17 protein-coding genes, 1 tRNA gene and 1 pseudogene are annotated in these 17,682 nt (G+C 70.7%); 17 read left to right on the top strand and 2 right to left on the bottom strand.

Going from position 1 to position 17,682, the window contains the following annotated elements; translation table 11 throughout:
• Nucleotides 1–31 precede the first annotated feature (31 nt).
• The 5 genes and pseudogenes from J1792_RS35715 (at nt 32) to J1792_RS06845 (ending at nt 3,756) form a co-directional block, all read left to right on the top strand.
• Nucleotides 32–1,316, top strand: a pseudogene (locus J1792_RS35715) (dihydrofolate reductase family protein).
• Nucleotides 1,317–1,419: 103 nt separating this feature from the next.
• The gene (locus J1792_RS06860; RefSeq protein WP_207246825.1) at nt 1,420–2,034 is read left to right on the top strand and encodes an HhH-GPD-type base excision DNA repair protein; all 615 of its coding nucleotides are present in this window, start codon (nt 1,420–1,422) and stop codon (nt 2,032–2,034) included.
• A 52-nt stretch (nt 2,035–2,086) separates the two neighbouring features.
• The gene (locus J1792_RS06855; RefSeq protein WP_086574706.1) at nt 2,087–2,296 is read left to right on the top strand and encodes a DUF5988 family protein; all 210 of its coding nucleotides are present in this window, start codon (nt 2,087–2,089) and stop codon (nt 2,294–2,296) included.
• A 358-nt stretch (nt 2,297–2,654) separates the two neighbouring features.
• Nucleotides 2,655–2,951 carry a type II toxin-antitoxin system VapB family antitoxin gene (locus J1792_RS06850; protein WP_004929488.1) on the top strand — a complete coding sequence of 99 codons (297 nt, stop codon included), beginning with the start codon at nt 2,655–2,657 and terminating at the stop codon, nt 2,949–2,951.
• Between the two features lie 145 nt (nt 2,952–3,096).
• Nucleotides 3,097–3,756, top strand: coding sequence for a LytR C-terminal domain-containing protein (locus J1792_RS06845; protein WP_086566487.1), 660 nt, complete (start codon nt 3,097–3,099; stop codon nt 3,754–3,756).
• A 65-nt stretch (nt 3,757–3,821) separates the two neighbouring features.
• On the opposite strand, the gene upp is transcribed toward J1792_RS06845, so the two are convergent.
• Nucleotides 3,822–4,457: a uracil phosphoribosyltransferase gene (gene upp / locus J1792_RS06840; RefSeq protein ID WP_086566486.1), complete on the bottom strand. Its 636-nt coding sequence runs from the start codon at nt 4,455–4,457 to the stop codon at nt 3,822–3,824.
• Nucleotides 4,458–4,615: 158 nt separating this feature from the next.
• Between upp and J1792_RS06835 the strand changes: the two genes are divergently transcribed.
• The 10 genes from J1792_RS06835 (at nt 4,616) to gap (ending at nt 15,208) form a co-directional block, all read left to right on the top strand.
• Nucleotides 4,616–4,855 (top strand): hypothetical protein, encoded by a 240-nt coding sequence (locus J1792_RS06835; protein WP_086566489.1) that lies wholly within the window; start codon nt 4,616–4,618, stop codon nt 4,853–4,855.
• A 222-nt stretch (nt 4,856–5,077) separates the two neighbouring features.
• The gene (locus J1792_RS06830) at nt 5,078–5,605 is read left to right on the top strand and encodes a tRNA adenosine deaminase-associated protein (RefSeq protein ID WP_207246824.1); all 528 of its coding nucleotides are present in this window, start codon (nt 5,078–5,080) and stop codon (nt 5,603–5,605) included.
• 33 nt (nt 5,606–5,638) lie between these two features.
• Complete coding sequence (gene tadA / locus J1792_RS06825) at nt 5,639–6,160, top strand: tRNA adenosine(34) deaminase TadA (RefSeq protein WP_086566483.1); 522 nt, start codon at nt 5,639–5,641, stop codon at nt 6,158–6,160.
• Nucleotides 6,161–6,251: 91 nt separating this feature from the next.
• Nucleotides 6,252–6,338: transfer RNA gene (locus tag J1792_RS06820), tRNA-Ser, on the top strand.
• A gap of 374 nt (nt 6,339–6,712) precedes the next feature.
• Nucleotides 6,713–7,672 (top strand): hypothetical protein, encoded by a 960-nt coding sequence (locus tag J1792_RS06815; RefSeq protein WP_207246823.1) that lies wholly within the window; start codon nt 6,713–6,715, stop codon nt 7,670–7,672.
• 4 nt (nt 7,673–7,676) lie between these two features.
• Nucleotides 7,677–10,496 carry an ATP-binding protein gene (locus J1792_RS06810; protein ID WP_207246822.1) on the top strand — a complete coding sequence of 940 codons (2,820 nt, stop codon included), beginning with the start codon at nt 7,677–7,679 and terminating at the stop codon, nt 10,494–10,496.
• Nucleotides 10,493–12,007, top strand: coding sequence for a prolipoprotein diacylglyceryl transferase (locus tag J1792_RS06805; RefSeq protein WP_207246821.1), 1,515 nt, complete (start codon nt 10,493–10,495; stop codon nt 12,005–12,007). Before J1792_RS06810 ends, J1792_RS06805 begins: the two co-directional genes overlap by 4 nt.
• Complete coding sequence (locus J1792_RS06800) at nt 12,004–12,369, top strand: DUF6086 family protein (RefSeq protein ID WP_207246820.1); 366 nt, start codon at nt 12,004–12,006, stop codon at nt 12,367–12,369. Before J1792_RS06805 ends, J1792_RS06800 begins: the two co-directional genes overlap by 4 nt.
• Nucleotides 12,370–13,172: 803 nt before the next feature.
• Nucleotides 13,173–13,964, top strand: coding sequence for an AfsR/SARP family transcriptional regulator (locus tag J1792_RS06795; RefSeq protein ID WP_179198747.1), 792 nt, complete (start codon nt 13,173–13,175; stop codon nt 13,962–13,964).
• Between the two features lie 230 nt (nt 13,965–14,194).
• Nucleotides 14,195–15,208 (top strand): type I glyceraldehyde-3-phosphate dehydrogenase, encoded by a 1,014-nt coding sequence (gap, locus tag J1792_RS06790; RefSeq protein WP_086566471.1) that lies wholly within the window; start codon nt 14,195–14,197, stop codon nt 15,206–15,208.
• An 86-nt stretch (nt 15,209–15,294) separates the two neighbouring features.
• Here gap and J1792_RS06785 read toward each other — a convergent pair whose 3' ends face one another.
• Nucleotides 15,295–15,870 carry a TetR/AcrR family transcriptional regulator gene (locus J1792_RS06785; RefSeq protein ID WP_086566469.1) on the bottom strand — a complete coding sequence of 192 codons (576 nt, stop codon included), beginning with the start codon at nt 15,868–15,870 and terminating at the stop codon, nt 15,295–15,297.
• A 273-nt stretch (nt 15,871–16,143) separates the two neighbouring features.
• On the opposite strand from J1792_RS06785, the gene J1792_RS06780 reads away from it, so the two are divergent.
• Entirely contained in the window at nt 16,144–17,154 is a 1,011-nt protein-coding gene (locus J1792_RS06780; RefSeq protein WP_207246819.1) for a TauD/TfdA family dioxygenase, read from the top strand.
• A 135-nt stretch (nt 17,155–17,289) separates the two neighbouring features.
• Nucleotides 17,290–17,679 carry a cupin domain-containing protein gene (locus J1792_RS06775; protein ID WP_179198746.1) on the top strand — a complete coding sequence of 130 codons (390 nt, stop codon included), beginning with the start codon at nt 17,290–17,292 and terminating at the stop codon, nt 17,677–17,679.
• The last annotated feature ends 3 nt before the right edge of the window (nt 17,680–17,682 follow it).

Raw genomic sequence — 17,682 nt, 5'->3', positions numbered from 1 at the left:
CCGATTCGCCTGCTTCCCCGGGGTCGCACACATGAACATTCAGTCGCAGTCCGACGAGATCAAGCCAGCCCCGGCTACGCGCCCGTACGGCCGCCCGCACGTGCTACTGAGCGTCGCGGTCTCCATAGACGGCCACATCGACGACGCCTCCCCGGAGCGGCTGATGCTCTCCGGGCCCGAGGACCTGGACCGGGTGGACGGGGTCCGCGCCGCGTCGGACGCCATCCTCGTCGGCGGCGGAACGCTGCGCGCCGACAACCCCCGGCTCCTCGTCAACAGCCCCCGGCGACGCGCCGACCGGCTGGCCTCGGGCCGGCCCGAGTACCCCCTGAAGGTCGCGGTCACCGCCGGCGGCGACCTGGACCCGGAGCTGAGGTTCTGGCACTGCGGGGGCGCCAAGGTCGTCTACAGCACGGACGCGGGCGCCGTGCGGGCCCGCGAGCGGCTAGCCGGCCTCGCCGACGTGGTGGGCCTCGGCCCCGGCCTGGACTTCGGCGCCCTGCTCGACGACCTCGCGGCGCGCGGCGTCCGGCGGCTGATGGTCGAGGGCGGCGGCGGCATCCACACCCGCTTCCTCGCCCAGGGCCTGGCCGACGAGCTCCACCTCGCCCTCGCCCCCCAGCTGGTCGGCCAGCCGGCCGCCCCCGCTTCCTGGGCCCCGCCGACTACCCCGGCGGCCCCGCCCGGCGCCTGACCCTGCTCGGCGCCGAACCCGTCGGCGACATCGTGCTGCTGCGCTACGCGACCAAGGAGACCCCCGCATGACCACCGGCCCCGACGACCACGGCACCCCACCCGGCCACGCCACCCCGGACGACCGTGCCACCCCGGAGACCCCGCCCGGCCCCGCCGCCGACGCCGGCGACCGCCGCGCGAGCGACCGCGCCTGGCTCGAACTCGCCATCGAACTGGCCCGCGACTGCCCGCCGTCCACCACCGCCTACTCCGTCGGCGCCGTGATCGTCGCGGCCGACGGCACGGAGCTCGCCCGCGGCCACAGCCGCGAGGACCACCCCCTCTCGCACGCCGAGGAGGCCGCCCTCGCCAAGCTCTCCCCCGACGACCCCCGGCTGGCCGGCGCCACCCTCTACAGCTCTCTCGAGCCCTGCTCCGTGCGCGCCTCGCGCCCCCGCGCCTGCACCCACCTCGTGCTCGGCGCCGGCATCCCGCGCGTCGTGCTCGCCTGGCGCGAGCCCGCACTGTTCGTCGCCGACTGCACGGGCGTCGAGCTGCTCGAACAGGCCGGCGTCGAGGTCGTCGAGCTCCCCGAACTCGCCGACGCCGCACGGGCGGTCAACGCCCACCTGGACGTCTGACGGAGAACGGGGCGCCGCCCGGCCACCGTCCCGCGCCGCGCGCCGACACGCCCGGCCGGGCCGGCGGCGTGCGGCGCGTGCGGCTCCAGGGGACCATCGGCACATGGACCCCACGGACCACCCTCTTCGGCTCGCCCAGCAGCCCGAGGCCGACGCGCTGCTCTCGCGCAGCCCGCTGGCCGCCCTGACCGGGATGCTGCTGGACCAGCAGATCCCCATGGAGTGGGCGTTCACCGGCCCGTACACCCTCGCCGAGCGCCTGGGCGGGGACGACCTGGACGCCCACGAGATCGCGGCGTACGACCCCGAGGCGTTCGCGGAGCTGTGCGCGCGCAAGCCGGCGGTGCACCGCTACCCCGGCTCCATGGCCAAGCGGGTGCAGCAGCTGTGCCGGTACCTCGTGGAGCACTACGACGGCGACGCGAGCGCGGTCTGGCGCGACGCGCGCACCGGCGACGAACTGCTCGGCCGCCTCACCGCGTTGCCCGGCTACGGCACCCAGAAGGCGCAGATCTTCCTGGCGCTGCTGGGCAAGCGGCTGGGGGTGCGGCCGGAGGGGTGGCGCGAGGCGGCGGGCGCGTACGGGGAGGAGGGCTCGTACCGCTCGGTGGCCGACATCACCGGCCCCGAGACGCTGGAGAAGGTGCGCGCCCACAAGCAGGAGGCGAAGCGCGCCGCCAAGGCCGCCAAGGCGGCCAAAACCTCCGAGAAGCGCTGAAGTCGGCGCGTCGTGGGGCCCCCGGCGGGCGGGCGCCGCGACACTGTCCCCCATGACCAGCAGCGCCAAAGCTTTCCTCCGAGGTGGCCCCGACGAGCTCCCCGAGCGGATCGTGCCGATCACTCCGCCCGGCACCGAGCTGAAGATCAAATTCCGGGGTGGATACGAGCACTTCAAGAAGAGCACGGGAAAGCACGAGGACACGGTCGAGGGCCGGCTACCCGTCTACGAGTGGTGGGAGCGCACCGAGATCGCCGAATAGGCGCCGCCCTCGGCCCGGCCGGAACACCCCACTGTCGACCGCCTGTTCGATCGGTGAGGGTTCGGATCCGGCCTTCTTCCGCTCCCCCTCCCACTCCCCCTTCCGCCCCTTCTTCCGCTTCTCCCCCGGCGGCGCCGCCGGCTCGGGCCCACCACGAGGCCGCGCCGCCGGCTTCTCGCGCGCCGATTCGCGGTCCACAGGCTGTGCATAACCTTTGCGCGGCCGCGGATTCGATGCCGGGCGAGAAGAATTGTCGCTCGTTCGGCCCATGCATCACTCCCGGTATGCGGCCGATTGTCACCTTCGCACTCCCGCGCCATGGCTGCGCTCGGAGCCACCGGCCCGGTAGGCTTTCCGTGTGATCTTCAAGCGCATCGGAAACGGGCGGCCGTATCCCGACCACGGCCGGGAGAGCACCCGGCAGTGGGCGGACGTCGCCCCCCGCCCGGTGCGTCTGGACCAGCTGGTGACCACGAAGCAGCAGCTCGACCTCGAGACGCTGCTCGCGGAGGACTCGACGTTCTACGGCGATCTGTTCGCCCACGTCGTGAAGTGGCGCGGCGACCTCTACCTGGAGGACGGGCTGCACCGCGCCGTGCGCGCCGCCCTGCAGCAGCGCCAGGTCCTGCACGCGCGCGTCCTCGAGCTGGACTGACCCCGGCCCGCAGCCCGCACCGCCACCCGCCCGGGGGGCCCTGCGGCCGCTCGTACGCACGGCTATTGACCCTTTTGGGTTGGCGTCCGCGCAACCCATTGATCATCTAGTAGGCAGCGGCTCCGCCCCGCACTACGCTGCGCCCATGAGCATGCTCACGCCTCCCGGCATGGGTGGTAAGTACCGCATCACGGGCAATCGGTACCCGCATATGCGTCGCCCCCGCAACCGCCGCAGGATCGTGCTCGCCGTGGTCGCCACGGCCGCCGTCCTCGGACTGGCCGGGTGGGGGACGCTCGAGCTCGTCGACGTCTTCTCCGGAGACCACACGAGGCAGACCCAGGCGGCCGCACGGCAGAAGAAGGGCGCCGGGGACTGCAAGGACGGCGACGAAGCCCTCCCGGCCGGACGCGCGGCCCCCAAGGAGCTGCCCAAGCCCGGCGACATCACCGTCAACGTCCTCAACGCCACCCCGCGCGGCGGCCTCGCCAAGATCACGGCCGACGAGCTGGAGCGGCGCGGCTTCCGGATCGGCAAGGTGGGCAACGCCGAGGCCGACTACGACAAGAAGGTGCCCGGTACCGGGCTGCTGGTGGGCCCGCAGGCCGCCGTCGAGGGGGCGCTGAAGGTGCTGGGCACCCAGGTGGCCGGCGCCGAGACCAAGGGCGACCAGCGGGAGGGGCAGGACGTCGACCTCGTCCTGGGCGACGCGTACAAGGAGCTGAAGCCCAAGGAGGAGGCCGAGAAGGCGCTGGCCGGGCTGACGGCACCGCCCACGCCGCAGCCGTCCGCCACGAAATGCTGAGGCGCGTCCGCTCGGGACACGCCCTGGCCCGCCGGTGATACGTCACCCCGGCGGGCCGGACGGGCTCAGCCCGCGGTGCCGTACATCCGGTCGCCGGCGTCGCCGAGGCCCGGGACGATGTAGCCGTTCTCGTTGAGGCGCTCGTCCACCGAGGCGGTCACGACGGTCACCGGCGCGCCCTCGAGCTCGCGCTCCATGACCTCGACGCCCTCCGGCGCGGCCAGCAGGCACAGCGCGGTCACGTCGTCGGCGCCACGGGCGATCAGCTCGTTGATCGCGGCGACGAGGGTGCCGCCGGTGGCCAGCATCGGGTCCAGGACGTAGACCTGGCGGCCCGAGAGGTCCTCGGGCATCCGCGTCGCGTAGGTCTCCGCCTTGAGGGTCTCCTCGTTGCGGATCATGCCCAGGAAGCCCACCTCGGCCGTCGGCAGCAGACGGACCATGCCGTCGAGCATGCCCAGGCCGGCCCGCAGGATCGGCACCACCAGCGGGCGCGGGTGCGAGAGCCGGACGCCCGTGGTCGCGGTGACCGGGGACTCGATGCTGACCTGCTCGGTGCGCACGTCGCGCGTGGCCTCGTACGCGAGCAGGGTCACCAGCTCGTCGCAGAGACGCCGGAAGGTGGGGGAATCGGTGCGCTTGTCGCGCAGCGTGGTGAGCTTGTGAGCCACCAGGGGGTGGTCGACGACGTGGATCCGCATGACATCGACATTAACCGAGCTTTAACGGCCGGGCGCCCGCCGGGACTCCTTCGACGGTCTGTCGCAGCCCTGGCATCAAACCACCACCAAGGGGGAAAGTGGGCACGTACGCCCGGTCTGTCGCCGGGCGAGGACCTCGGCACGAGGTGGTGCTGCCCATGGCCGGCCATGAAAAACGCGGATCCAGCAGGCCCGATGAGCTCCGGGAACGCCGCGAGCCCCGGGAGCGGACGAGACCGGACGACGCCGGCGAGAGCAGCGAGGACCGCCGGCGCAGACGCGCCCAGTTCCTCCGCGAGCTGAACGAGGCCAAGGAACTGCGCGACCGCGTCCAGCCCCGCCGCGCCCGGGCCGCCCGGATGCGCCAGCAGATGCGGATGCGGACCTTCCGCTGGTAGCGCGTACGGGCGCCGGGAAGGCCGGCGACGCGCCGCGCGTCCGGGTCCGCGCGGACGCCCTCCCGGTCCCGCCCCGGGCCGCGCGTGAGGGACATCTCTTCGGACTGCTGCACGACGCAGCGCGGAAGACCTCTCGCAACGCCCGGCTTTCTGCCACGATTCCGATGGGCGGGGTGGTCCCCGTCCGACCCGGCACCGCCTATGACCAGTGGGAGAGTCACGGTGTACTTCGCCGCATTGCTCGCGCGCACCGACGACGGGTGGGAAGCGAGCGACACAGAACTCGACAACGTGGAGACCCTGTCCGACCTCGCCGACCTGGCCCGGGCGAGCTCGGTGGACGACGACACGGTCCTGGCCCTCATCGAGCAGGAGGACTCCTGGTTCGCCATCGTCCGGGTGGACGGTGAGGACGACCCGCGCGTCTTCGTCTCCAACGCCGCCTTCGCCAAACGCAGCTCGTACGGCGCGATGCTCGTCGACGAACTGACCGGCCGCGAGGAGGACGCCGGGGACGAGCTCGACAGCCTCGACCTGGACGGCACCGAGGACGGCGAGCCCGAGGCCGCCGAGGAGGACGTGGACGCCGCCGCGGCCGCCGGGCCGGCCCCGCACGGGCCGCTGGGGGACGACGCGCTCCTGGACGACCTGGGGGTCGGCGCGAAGGAGCTGCGGGCCCTCGACGGGGACGCGCTCAGCACGATCGCCGACGCCCTGGGCTGCACGGAGGTCCTCGAGGCCGTCCGCTGACGGCCCCGGGCCGGCTTCGCCCACACTGGTGCCATGAACGAAGCCGTCCGAGACCAGGGGGGTCCCTCCCGCGCCGCCGAGGCCGCGGGGGGCCCCGACCCCGTACGCGATCCCTGGCGCGCCCCGATGCGGGCCGCCCTCGAGGAGGCCGTACGGGCGCCCGGCACCGGCGACGTGCCGGTGGGCGCCGTGGTGCTGGCTCCGGACGGCTCCGTGATCGGCCGCGGCCGCAACGAGCGCGAGGCGACCGGCGACCCCACCGGCCACGCGGAGGTCCTCGCGATCCGTGAGGCCGCGCGGGCCGTCGGCGAGTGGCGCCTGTCGGGCTGCACGCTGGTCGTCACCCTGGAGCCGTGCACGATGTGCGCGGGGGCGATCGTCCTCTCCCGGGTGGACCGGGTCGTCTACGGCGCCGTCGACGAGAAGGCCGGCGCGGCCGGCTCGCTGTGGGACGTCGTGCGCGACCGCCGCCTCAACCACCGGCCCGAGGTGATCTCCGGCGTCCTCGCCGACGAGTGCGCCGAGCTGCTGACCCGCTTCTTCCGCGACCGCTGAGCCCCCGGCGCGCGCGGCATGACGAGCGTCACACCCCTCGCGCCCGGATCGGATTTCAGACCACGGCCACCAGTCCGCTAAGCTCTCTCTCGGTAGCGTGTCCGAGCGGCCTAAGGAGCACGCCTCGAAAGCGTGTGTGGGGGCAACTCCACCGTGGGTTCAAATCCCACCGCTACCGCTTCAAGAGAACCGCCCTTGACCTGTGAAGACAGGCCAGGGGCGGTTTTTCGTCGTGCCGCTTGCCAGCACGACGCCGGCACGGCCTGCTGTTCGGCATTCTCCCGTCGGCAGTCGACGCGGACAAACCCCTGCGGTCTTCCGCGTCAGCCGCTCTCTCACCGCCGGCCTCAGGTCGGGTCCGGCCACTCGGAGCGCCAGTGATTCCCAAGCCCGGCGCGCGAGTTCGATTCCCCTCGCCCGCTCCACCCAGGCCCTCCAGGTCAGGTCTTGGCGGGCTTTTTGATCTGGTCCTCCATCGACCTGATGTTCGGATATGTTGCCGTGTTGCAGTGATCAACGATCTCCGTCAGCCCTCCGATGTGGAGTATGCACATGAGCACTTACCCGGGCAGCGCCGCCGGGCCGGCCGGCTGGGCGGCCTCGGGTGCGACCGGTCCCAACGGCTCCTATCGGAACCAGACGCTGAAGTACCAGCCCGTCGAGCTGAGCTTCGACGAGTCGGTCACGCTCCGGACGGTCATCGGCCACTGGTGCACCGCGAGCTTCGCCGCGATCATCGTCTGGCTGTTGTGCGGACTTCTCGGGCTCGCGCTGACCGGTTTCGACGACGCCGAAACCGGTTTCACCGTGGGCGGCGTCCTGAGCTTCATCATCTTCTGGACCGTCCTGCTGATGGCGTCCTTCACCGAGCCCGTCGCGGAGTGGCGGACGCTGTTGGAGGACAAGGCCCCGGCCTCCCCGTCCGCCTACGCCGCGATATACGGCGCGCTGGCCCGCCGCCGCATCCCGGTGGCCGCCGTGGCGTCCCGGATACGCAGCGACATCCTGCAGCCGGAGGCGGTCAGCAATCGTCTGGTCGTCAGCAGTGGACGGTACGTCGCCTACATCTCCGTCTTCGAGTACGGCACCAGCCTCTACCTGGGCTGGACGATGTGGCGCATCCGCCCGGGGGCCGTGATCATCGGCACGTACCTCAAGGACCTCCTCGGCGGGCTGCTCGGCCGCACCGGCGACGTCAACCAGATGCTGCGCACGGAGCGACCGCGCGCCATGCGCGAGGCCGTGCACTCGGCGGTCCGGGAAGGCGTGGAGATCGCCGTGCAGGGCGTCGAGGTACCCATCGCCTCGACGTTCGGGCAGGACCTGCCCATCACGAGCACGATCGGCCAGAGGCCGGCACCGGCCGCTCCGCCGACCCCGACCGCGCCGCCGAACCCGACCGTGCCGCCGGCCATGCCCGCCGTACCGCCGGGACAGCCAGGACAAGGCCCGCAGGCCGGGCAGCCCGCGGCGACCGGGGGTCACGGCCCTTCCTCTCCCTGGTCCCGCTGACGCCATGGAACAGCAGACAGACGGGACGACCCCACCGGGCGTCCTGACCGCCGGCGACGGCACGGCCGTGTGGGCCTGGACGGCCGTGCGCATCGAGGCCGCCGCCGACCTCACCGAGACCAGGGAGTACGCGGACCTCCCCGAGGACGAACGCCGAATCAAGGCGGTCGCGGCGGAGACCGCCTGGCTGGCGGGCCAGTGGGACACCCATCACGACGCCCGCATCGAGCTGCGCTACCTGACGGACCCGGCCGAGCGGCGGATCTCGTGTGCGCTGCTCGCCCGGGTGCGCTCCGACAGCCAGGGCTCCGCCGTGGCGGCCGCGCTCGCTCTGCGCGACCGGCTGGGGCAGCTCCCGCATCATGTGCACAGCGCCCCGATCGAGGACGACGCCGAAGTGTCCCGATGGCTGGCGCCGTTCGCTCCCGACCCGGCGGGGCTCGCCGAGATCCGCAAGCGCTACCGGACAGGCCGGCCCAACCGGCCGGACGCGGGCGTGCACTACTACCTCGCCCCGCAACCCTTCACCGCGGCAGCGCCTCCGTGGGACGCCCTGTGGCAGGCGTTCGCCGCCCATCCGCACCCGCTCATGCTGACGGTCGGCCTCGAACCGTACCGGCTGCCGGACGACCTCGGACCGCTGCTGCACCGCATCGCCACCCACTACGGGCGGCTGGCGACTCCGGGCCAGATGCCGGAGGGGCTGTGGAGCCCCGGTGCCCAACTCGCCCCGGACGCCTTCGCCGTGGACGCCGCCAAGGTGTACACGGACGCCACGCGCCGCTACACCGACCGTGCCTTCCGCATACGAATAGCGCTCGCGTCCTCGCATCCGCTTCCCGAGTCCCTCGCCGAGCTGGCCGGCACCACGGTCTCCCCGCAGGAACGGCCCGCCCAGGGCACCGCACTGACCGGCACCTTCACCGGCCCCGCCTACGTCACCGTACGACCGGCGCCACCGGAGCTGGCCGCGGCGTGGACGGGCATCACGACACTGGAGCACACGCGCTGGGGCGGCGACCAGCGCTGGCAGCTGCCCGAACCGCTGTCCCCGCCGCTGCGCCTGCTGTCCGAGCTGGTCGACGCCCGTGAAGCCGGCGCCGCGATGCGGCTGCCGCTCGCCGTTCACGGCCACATGCCGGGCTTCCCCGTGCGCAGGCCCGACATGGCGCTGGAAACCGACTACCGGCCCGACGGTCCGGCCGTCGAACTCGGCCGGCAGCTGGTGCACGGCGCCCCGGCCGGCCCCCTGGGTATCGGCATCGGCGCTCTCACCCGGCATGCCCTGTTCGTCGGCACGACCGGCTCGGGCAAGACGAACACCACCCTGGCCTTCTGCCAGCAGCTCTGGCGGGACCACAAGGTTCCGTTCCTGGTGTTGGAGCCGGTCAATTCCGAGCTCGACGACTACCGCTGGCTGGCCACCCGTCCAGGCTTCGAGGACATGCTCGTCCTCACTGTCGGCGACGAGACCACGGCACCGTTCCGGCTCAATCCGTTCGAGGTGCCGCCCGGGGTCCGGATCAGCACCCATACGGCGGGACTGCTGGCCTGTTTCGACGCCGCGTTCGGTCTCTGGGACCCGCTCCCGGCCATCTACAACCGGGCGCTGCGCAACACGTACGCGCGGAAGGGCATCGTCCCCACCGACCTCTCCACCTCCGCGCATGCCGGTTCCTGGCCCACGCTCCGCGACTTCATCACCGAGATGCGCAAGGAGTGCGAGCAGCTCGGCTATTCCGGGGAAGTCCGGGACAACATCATCGCCGCGTCCCGGCTGCGGGCCGAATCACTGGCGGAGGGCGCCTGCGGCAGCACGCTGGACTGCGCACGCTCGTACCCCGTGGAGGAGCTGCTCAACCGCCCGGTCGTCATCGAACTGGCGGCCGTCGGCGACAACGAGAAGGAGCAGTCCCTCGTCACCGCTCTGATCCTGCAGACGATGACGGAGCACTACAAGGCGACCCGGCGGGGCGACGGCCTCTCCCACGTCACCATCATCGAGGAGGCCCACCGACTGCTGGGACGCCCCGTGGCCTCCGGCGGGGAGGGCAAAGAGGGCAACGCGCAGGCCCGCGCGGCGCAAGCCTTCGCCAACACGCTGGCGGAGAACCGTAAGTACGGGGAAGGCCTGGTGATCGTCGAGCAGGTGCCGGGGAAGCTCGTCGAGGACGCGTACAAGAACACCAACCTCAAGGTCATGCACCGGCTTCCGTCCGCGGCCGACCGCGAGCTCATCGGCGGGACGATGCGCTTCGCCCCCGACCAGGAACGGTACGCGTCGTCCCTGGAGCCGTTCCAGGCCTTCGCCCACCATGACGGGATCGACCGCCCGGCGCTGATCCGGGTGCCGAACGTACGGGCCGAGGCGGCGGCGGAGAGCGGGCTGGCCCGGGCACCGCTCGCCGGCAACACGGAGCTGGCCGACCGCTTCCGCGCCTTCGTCGAGGCGACACCGGGCGTGGACGCGGCGCTTGGCCCTTTCCCGGACTGCGAGGGCTGCCGCCATCGCTGCACGTTCCGCTCGCGGGCGGCGACCGCGGTGTGGCCGGAGCACGGGACCGCGCTGAAGAAGAAGGTCGCCGACTATCCCAGGACGTCGGCGGAGCAGGCGGAGTGGTGGTCCCGCACCTCGGAATGGGTGGCGGGGATCGCCGACACCGTCGCCCCACTGGGCGCCGACCAGGACGCGGTCGAGGACTACCGCGCCTGCGTCTTCATCCACTTGGCCCAGACGGCGTGGAAACGGAAGACGCTGCCTTGGGTGCGTCTGTACCGCAGTCATGCCCTACAGAGCCGAAGCCGAACGAGAAATGATCCATGAGCGATCGTCCTACTGAGACCGAAGCGCCGCCCGAGCAACCGTCGACGTCGGAAGCGTCGGCCGAGGCGCCCGAGCCGGCGGCGGCCCAGGACGCATCCGCGGCGGACGGCGCCCCGCCTCCGGAACAGCCGAGGAACAGCGCTGAGACAGGTGACAGCGCGGCCCCCACGGATGACGCCGACGACGATGCGCCCGAACCGGACCGGGCGGACGAGGCCCCGGACTCCGCCGATGCTGGAGCGGAATCGGCAAGCGCCACGGAGGCGACCGAGGACTCCGACGACGCACCGGAGCCGGCGACTGCGGCAGAGGCGGAGGCGGAGGCGGAGGAGATACCCGAGTCCGCCGACACCGCGCCGGAAACCCAGAACCCGGCCGAATCCCAGGACGCACCCGAAGCCCAGGACGCGCCCGAGCCGGGCGCCTCCGAACAGCCGGACACACCGGCCGAATCGCCCGGAGCCGACGACGGCGCCACTGAACACACTGGCGGCGAGGACACGGACGCATCCGGCGCCGAGTCCTCCGAACCGGCGAGCTCCACAGACTTCGAAGAGACGGTGGAGACGCCGGACGACGCCGCCCAGGAGTCCAGCGAGGATCAGGACCAGCCGTCCTGGTCCGGCGAATCCGAGAGCCCGGCGGAGGCCGGGAATCCCGAGGGGCAGTACGAGTCCGACGACGCCTCGGAGGCACCTGAGCCTGAGGATGCCCCGGAGGCAACTGAGTCCGAGGAAGCTCCTGAACCGACCGAGTCCGAGGAAGCCGTCGATTCCGTCGACGAGGCTCCTGAGCCACCGGAGGCCGAGAGTGCCTCCGAGGCGGCCGACGACGCTCCCGACCCGGCCGAGGCCGAGGCGGACGAGGTCGCGGAATCAGCACCGGAAGGCGAGGACGCGGACGATCCCGACGAGGCCCCCTACCCCTTTCAGGCAGAGGATGGAGATCTCTCCGAGAGCGCCTTGCCGCAGAAGGACGCGTCACCCGAGCCGCCCATGGAGTCGAACCCGGAAACAATCTCCGCCGCTGACTCATCCGCCGACCCGCATGGGGACCCGTATCTCAAACTTGCTGCCGAGACCCCACCCGGAAACAATACCGCCGATTTTACCGACGCCAGTGGAAATGAAACTGAAGAGGAGCTATCAAACCGTATACGACCTCCCCGCGAAGGTGACAAAAATTATGTCGTGTACGACTTGAATAATCTGTCGGACACCATAACGGACATCGATGACATTCAAGACGGAATACTTTGGGAAGAAAAGACAGCCACCGGCCAGGACCCCCGAGTCGATATTGACAAATGGGTCGACAAGCATGTGCATAAGAAGCTGGATTCTTATGTGCGCGCACGCCCACATATGGAGAACTACGAACAGGCTCCTATCGGGCTGGATTTCACACGCCCTGGGGCGACGCCGCGCTTCAGAGCTGCGGTTGAGTCTGGTATGAAAGACTGGGAAAATAGAAACCCAGGAACCCAATTGAAGGTCAGGTGGGCCGAGTGAGCTGCTACTTCCAAACAGCCGATGAAGATCTCTGGAATCCGTCGAATTCCGTCGCCAGACTTTTCCTGGACCAGGCCAACACATTGGCCCGCTTGATCGACAGGAAATCAGGCCTGGGACCGATCATCGAGGATGAATGCGAGATCAACTTCCCCGAATTCCTCAAATTCGTAGACAGTCTGGTGGAAGCGTATCAGAATTCCAATAACAGGCCCTTCAGGGCACTGCTGCGGGGTTTCATTTCGGTGGCCCTCGTACTGGTTGAGCGCGGCGGTGGCGTGCTCGAATCCGTCAGTCCAGAGGATTCCGAAATGTGGGAGAACCTTCGGTCATCCAATGCTTTGGGGATGCCGAAAGGATGACTTAACCGCCCGACCGGCCCCGTCACCTACGCGCTGCGCGCCCAGGCCGCTGTCCGACCGGGCGAATGGGTGTAAGCGATCGCTCCCTACTTCGATCCCAACGGTGAGATTCCGCCGTCGGGATCGTCGAGGCCTGGAAGGTCGACGAGCAGCGGCGGCTAAGGACTGTGTGATGTCTTGCTCAAACCTGCGGATTCACCTTCGCTCGGAGGCCGGGTCCGGCAGTAAGCCGATCACGACTCGCAGGCAACACAGCTACGAGCAATGAAGGTTATTCGAGCCGCACCTGCCGACAGGCGAGTGCGGCCCGCACCCTGCAAGGCTGCGGCACCCGTTCGAGTGGACGGCCCGTACCCCCGTGATGCCGCCAGGATTCTCATGCGGAGGACGCCCGAGGCGGCCGGCCCGTCAGCCACACCTGCAGCAACCACTCGTGCGCCACGATCCCAGCAGTCCTCTGGCGGACCTTCGCGGGCCGGCGGGCAGGTCACTCGCCATCGGAGAAGCGATCCGGGCCGAGCGCGCGAACCGGATCGCAGGGGCATATAGAACTGCGATTTGTCCGGTTCTTCAGTGAAGCCACAAGTGAGAAGCGCCACTTGCCGGGTTCACATCCCACCGCTACCGCCGCGACATGCGCTGCAACCGCGGGTGAAGGCTGCAGGCAAAGAGATGGCAAAGGCGGGATGCCGACGAGAGACGGGATCGGGCCAAGATCACCGTTGGGGTACGGTCGAAACCGACGGCTCGAGGTCCCTCGCGGGGGGCCACGGGGGGGCCGAGACCGACGGACAAGGACTCTCGTGCAGTTCCGGATACTTGGACACTTCGAAGTCGCGGGCGACAAGGGAACGGTGTGCACACCGCGGGCGCCCAAACAGCGATCGCTGCTGGCCTACCTCTGTGTGAACAACGGCCGGTGCCTGTCCGTCGACGAGCTCATCGACTTCCTGTGGCGGGATTCCGCTCCCCCCACGGCACGGGCCGCCCTCCAGGTGTACCTCTCCCAGATACGCCGCCGGCTCGGCGCCTTCGGGTTCGACCCGGCCGACCTCACCAACGTGTATCCGGGCTATGTGCTCCGGCTGGACCGCTACTCCTTCGACCTCAACGAGTTCACCCGGCTCTCGTCCCGTGGCTACGGGCCGCGGAGCGCCGCCGAGCTCGAGCGGGAGGCCGAGGACCTGCGGCAGGCGCTGGCCCTGTGGCGGGGGCCCGCCCTGGCCGACCTGCGCACCGTCCCGGCCCTGGAACGGCTCGGGCGGTCGCTCGACGAGTCCTGGATGGCGTCGTACGAGCGCCGGCTCGAGATCCAGCTGCTGCTCGGCAAGGAGCGGACCATACTGAGCGAGCTCTACCGCCTGGCCTTCGACTACCCCGAGCGCGAGAACATCCACGGCTATCTGATGCTGGCGCTCTACCGCAGCGGCCGCACGGCCGAGGCGCTCTCGAAGTACGACGAGCTCCGCGACCGGCTCGTGGAGAAGCTGGGGATGGAACCGGGCGACCGGCTGCGCCGGCTGCACCGGGCGATGCTCCACCGCGAGGCCTGGCTCGAGCAGCCCGTCGACGGAATACTCCCCGCGTCCGCCTGAAGCGGCGATCAGGCGTCACTTATGCCGGACTAAAGGCCGATCGGCGCGATGGATGCAGAACGCATGTAGTGGGTAAGTGGTGTTGTCGGGGGACCGCCTAGACTCTCGGTAGCGGGCACTGAATTGCAACGGCGCTTTCTCTTACGCCCCGCCGGTCCTCCCTCTGGCGCGCCGTTGCCACGACGCGCGCCTTGGCATCCGTTTGAACCTTGAGAAGGGACTCGGATCACATGACTCTGCGTCTTGCCATCAACGGCTTCGGCCGCATCGGCCGCACCGTCGCCCGCGCAGCACTGCGCCGGAGCGACGTGGAGGTCGTCGCCGTGAACGACCTCAGCGAGCCCGCCCTGCTGGCCCACCTGCTGAAGTACGACTCCGTGCACGGCCGCCTCGACGGAACGGTGGAGGTCGACGGCGACCACCTGGTGGTGGACGGCCGCCGCATCCGCGTGCTCAGCGAGAAGGACCCGGCGAACCTGCCGTGGGGCGAGCTGGACGTCGACGTGGTCGTCGAGTCCACCGGTGTGTTCACGAACGCGAAGGATGCCCAGCGCCACCTGGACGCCGGCGCGCGCCGCGTCCTGATCTCGGCCCCGGCCACCGGCGAGGACCTCACCGTCGTCATGGGCGTCAACTCCGACGCGTACGACGGCAGCCAGCGGATCATCTCCAACGCCTCGTGCACCACGAACTGCGCCGCGATGATGGCCAAGGTCCTCGACGACAGCTTCGGCATCCAGCGCGGCCTGATGAACACGGTCCACGCCTACACCAGCGACCAGCGCATCCAGGACGTCCCGCACAAGGACTACCGGCGCGCGCGGGCCGCGGCCTCCAACATCGTGCCCACGAGCACCGGCGCCGCCCGCGCCATCGGGCTGGTCCTGCCGAAGCTGGCCGGCCGCCTGGACGGCCTGTCGATGCGGGTGCCCGTCATCGACGGCTCCGTGGTCGACCTGACCGTCGAGCTGGACCGCGTGGTCACCGCCGAGGAGGTCAACGAGGCGTTCCGCAAGGCGGCCGAGGGCGAGCTCGCGGACTTCCTGGTCTACACCGAGGACCCGATCGTCTCCTCGGACATCGTCAGCACCCCGGCCTCGTGCACCTTCGACGCCCAGCTGACCATGGTCAGCGACCGCCCCGGCGGCGGCTCGGTGGTCAAGGCCATCGGCTGGTACGACAACGAGTACGGCTTCTCGCACCGCACCCTCGACCTGGCCCTCATGGTCGGCGGCCGGGCCTGATCCCTGACCGGCGCGGCCGCCCTCGTCCCGCGCGAGGACCGTGGCACCCCACGCCACGGGCCGCGCCGGGCGGGCCGCGCCGGCCCTCAGGCCGCCACGGCGGCCGACGGGATCCCCAGCAGGTCCAGCACGCCGCCGACGGCCCGCTCGAAGGGCTCGGCGCTCCCGGCGGCGCGCGCCAGGACGTACCCGCCCTGCAGGACCGCCGCGATCACGGCCGCGGTGCCGCTCGCGTCGAGGCCGGCGGGGAACTCGCCGCCGCGCCGGCCCTCCTCCAGCACCTCCTCCAGGCGGCCGCGCAGCCACCGGAAGGCGCCGTCCACCGTCTCGCTCATCCCCGGGTCGCCGACGACCTCCGGGTCCTGCGCCATGCGCCCCACCGGGCAGCCGCGCAGCACCTCCCTTTCCGAGAGCAAATATCCGGTGATGCGCTCGGCGGCGCCGCCCGGGCCCCCGAGCCACGCCTCGGCATCGGCCCTGAGCTGCTCGGCGCTGCGCCTCATGGCCGCCAGGGCCAGCTCCGGCTTGCCGGAGAAATGGTGGTACATGCTCCCCTGGCCCGCCCCGGCCCGCTGCTGGATGGCCCGCGGGCTGGTGCCCGTGTACCCCCGTTCCCACAGCAGTTCCCGCGTGCTCTCGATAAGGCGTTCCGCAGTCGACATACGGCGACTATGCGCACGGCCCGAATGCCGCGCAATCCCCGCCCGGGCCGTCGCTCCCCCGCCACGGCCGGTCCCGGTCTCCTCCTTTGGTGGTGGTCCGGCCGGCCGTCTCCACTTTTTATGCGGTCGATCCACTCCCCCGGTGGGAGGCGAATACCGGGTCCTCAACCGTAGGGCGATGCCCGAACGGGCCGCGGAACGGACACTTCTCTTGACCACAAGTCTTGGGCACCGGCCACAAGTCATTGCCCTTGGGGAAAGATTGGTGAGGTTATGGAGCCGACCTACGTCCTGTCCGACGCCGAACGCGATGAGCTGTACGGGGTCCTGAGCGCGGTCGACAAGAGCCCGTACGAGGACTACTCGGCGTTCTCCCGCGCGGTGGGCGACCTGGTGGACCGTGGCGAGGTTCCCGCCTTCTTCACCGAGGTGTGCGGCCGTGTCCGCAACGACCGCGAGACGGGCGCCGCCGAGGCCCACGTGCTGCGCAACTGCCCGCTCGACGCGGAGATCCCGGTCCTGGACCTGGACGACCCGGTGGCGGACAAGCACGCCAAGAAGAAGACGTTCGTCGGCGAGACCTTCCTCGAGCTGTTCGCCCAGCTCGTGGGCACGCCGCTGCTCTCCTACGGCACCCGCTTCAACGGCGACTTCTTCATCGACGTCGTGGCCATCAACCGCTACAGCGGCATGCAGACCGGCTTCAGCGACAGCGAGCTCGTCTACCACAACGACCGCACCGCGCACCCGGTCCGCGCCGACTTCATCTCGCTGCTGGGCATGCGCAGCCCCGACGGCGACTACATCTACACCGGCTTCGTCGACGGTCGCGACCTCCTCAAGCACCTCTCCGAGGAGCACCAGGAAGTGCTGCGCCAGCCGCACTTCTTCACGCCGTACGACGTCTTCTCGCGCGACAACAACGGCGACCTGACGGTGTCCGAGAAGCACGCCATCCTCGAGAACCACCACAGCTTCCGCTACCTGGACACGAGCACCACCGTGGCCGAGGGCTCGCCGGAGATCGCCAAGGACGCCCTGCTCGAGCTGAAGAACGCTCTGGTCCGCGCGGACAAGACGCGTCACCGCATCCTGACCGGCGACCTGTTCACCTTCGCCAACCAGGACGGTCTCCACAGCCGCGACAAGATGGAGATCAACGACCCGGAGCGCGCCCGCCAGCGCTGGCTGCTGAAGACGTACGCCTTCCGCAACCAGGCCGCCGCCGACCGCCACGCCGACCGTTGGATCGACGGGGTCCAGGGCCGCGTCGGCGACAAGTAAGCCGCACCGCACCGCCGCGCCCGTACGCCTCCCCCCCTTGACGAGGTGCACGGGCCGCCCTGCGCGGACGCAGGCCTACCGCCTGGGACCGCGCGCCCCCGCTCCGTCGCACCATCCCACCAGGAGATGATCCGCATGTCCGCCCAGACCCTGGCCGAGCGCCTGCCCCAGCTCTTCGCGTCCCTGCCCGACGGCCGGTTCGACCTGCAGGAGCTCGAGTTCGAGCCCCTCGTCAGCGACGGCCGCGTCGGCGCCGAGGTCCACCGGCTCTACAGCACCGTGGAGACCGGCGAGAACGGCCCCGCCGCCGCGATCGTGCGCTACCTGCCGGGCGCCCAGGCCCAGCAGCACCGTCACCCCGGCTACGAGCTGATCTACGTCCTCAGCGGCGAGCTCCGCACCGAGGACGGCATCTACCCCGAGAACAGCCTTCTGCTGATGAAGCCGGACAGCATCCACGCCCCGGCCAGCCCCGAGGGCTGCATCGCCCTCGTCGTCTGGGAGCAGCCGGTCAAGCCCCTCTGACCG

The sequence above is a fragment of the Streptomyces triculaminicus genome, from assembly GCF_017349075.1.
GTDB classification, from domain to species: Bacteria; Actinomycetota; Actinomycetes; order Streptomycetales; family Streptomycetaceae; genus Streptomyces; species Streptomyces triculaminicus.
Note: the sequence above shows the minus strand (reverse complement) of the source record. Positions and strands in the feature narration are given on the sequence as shown.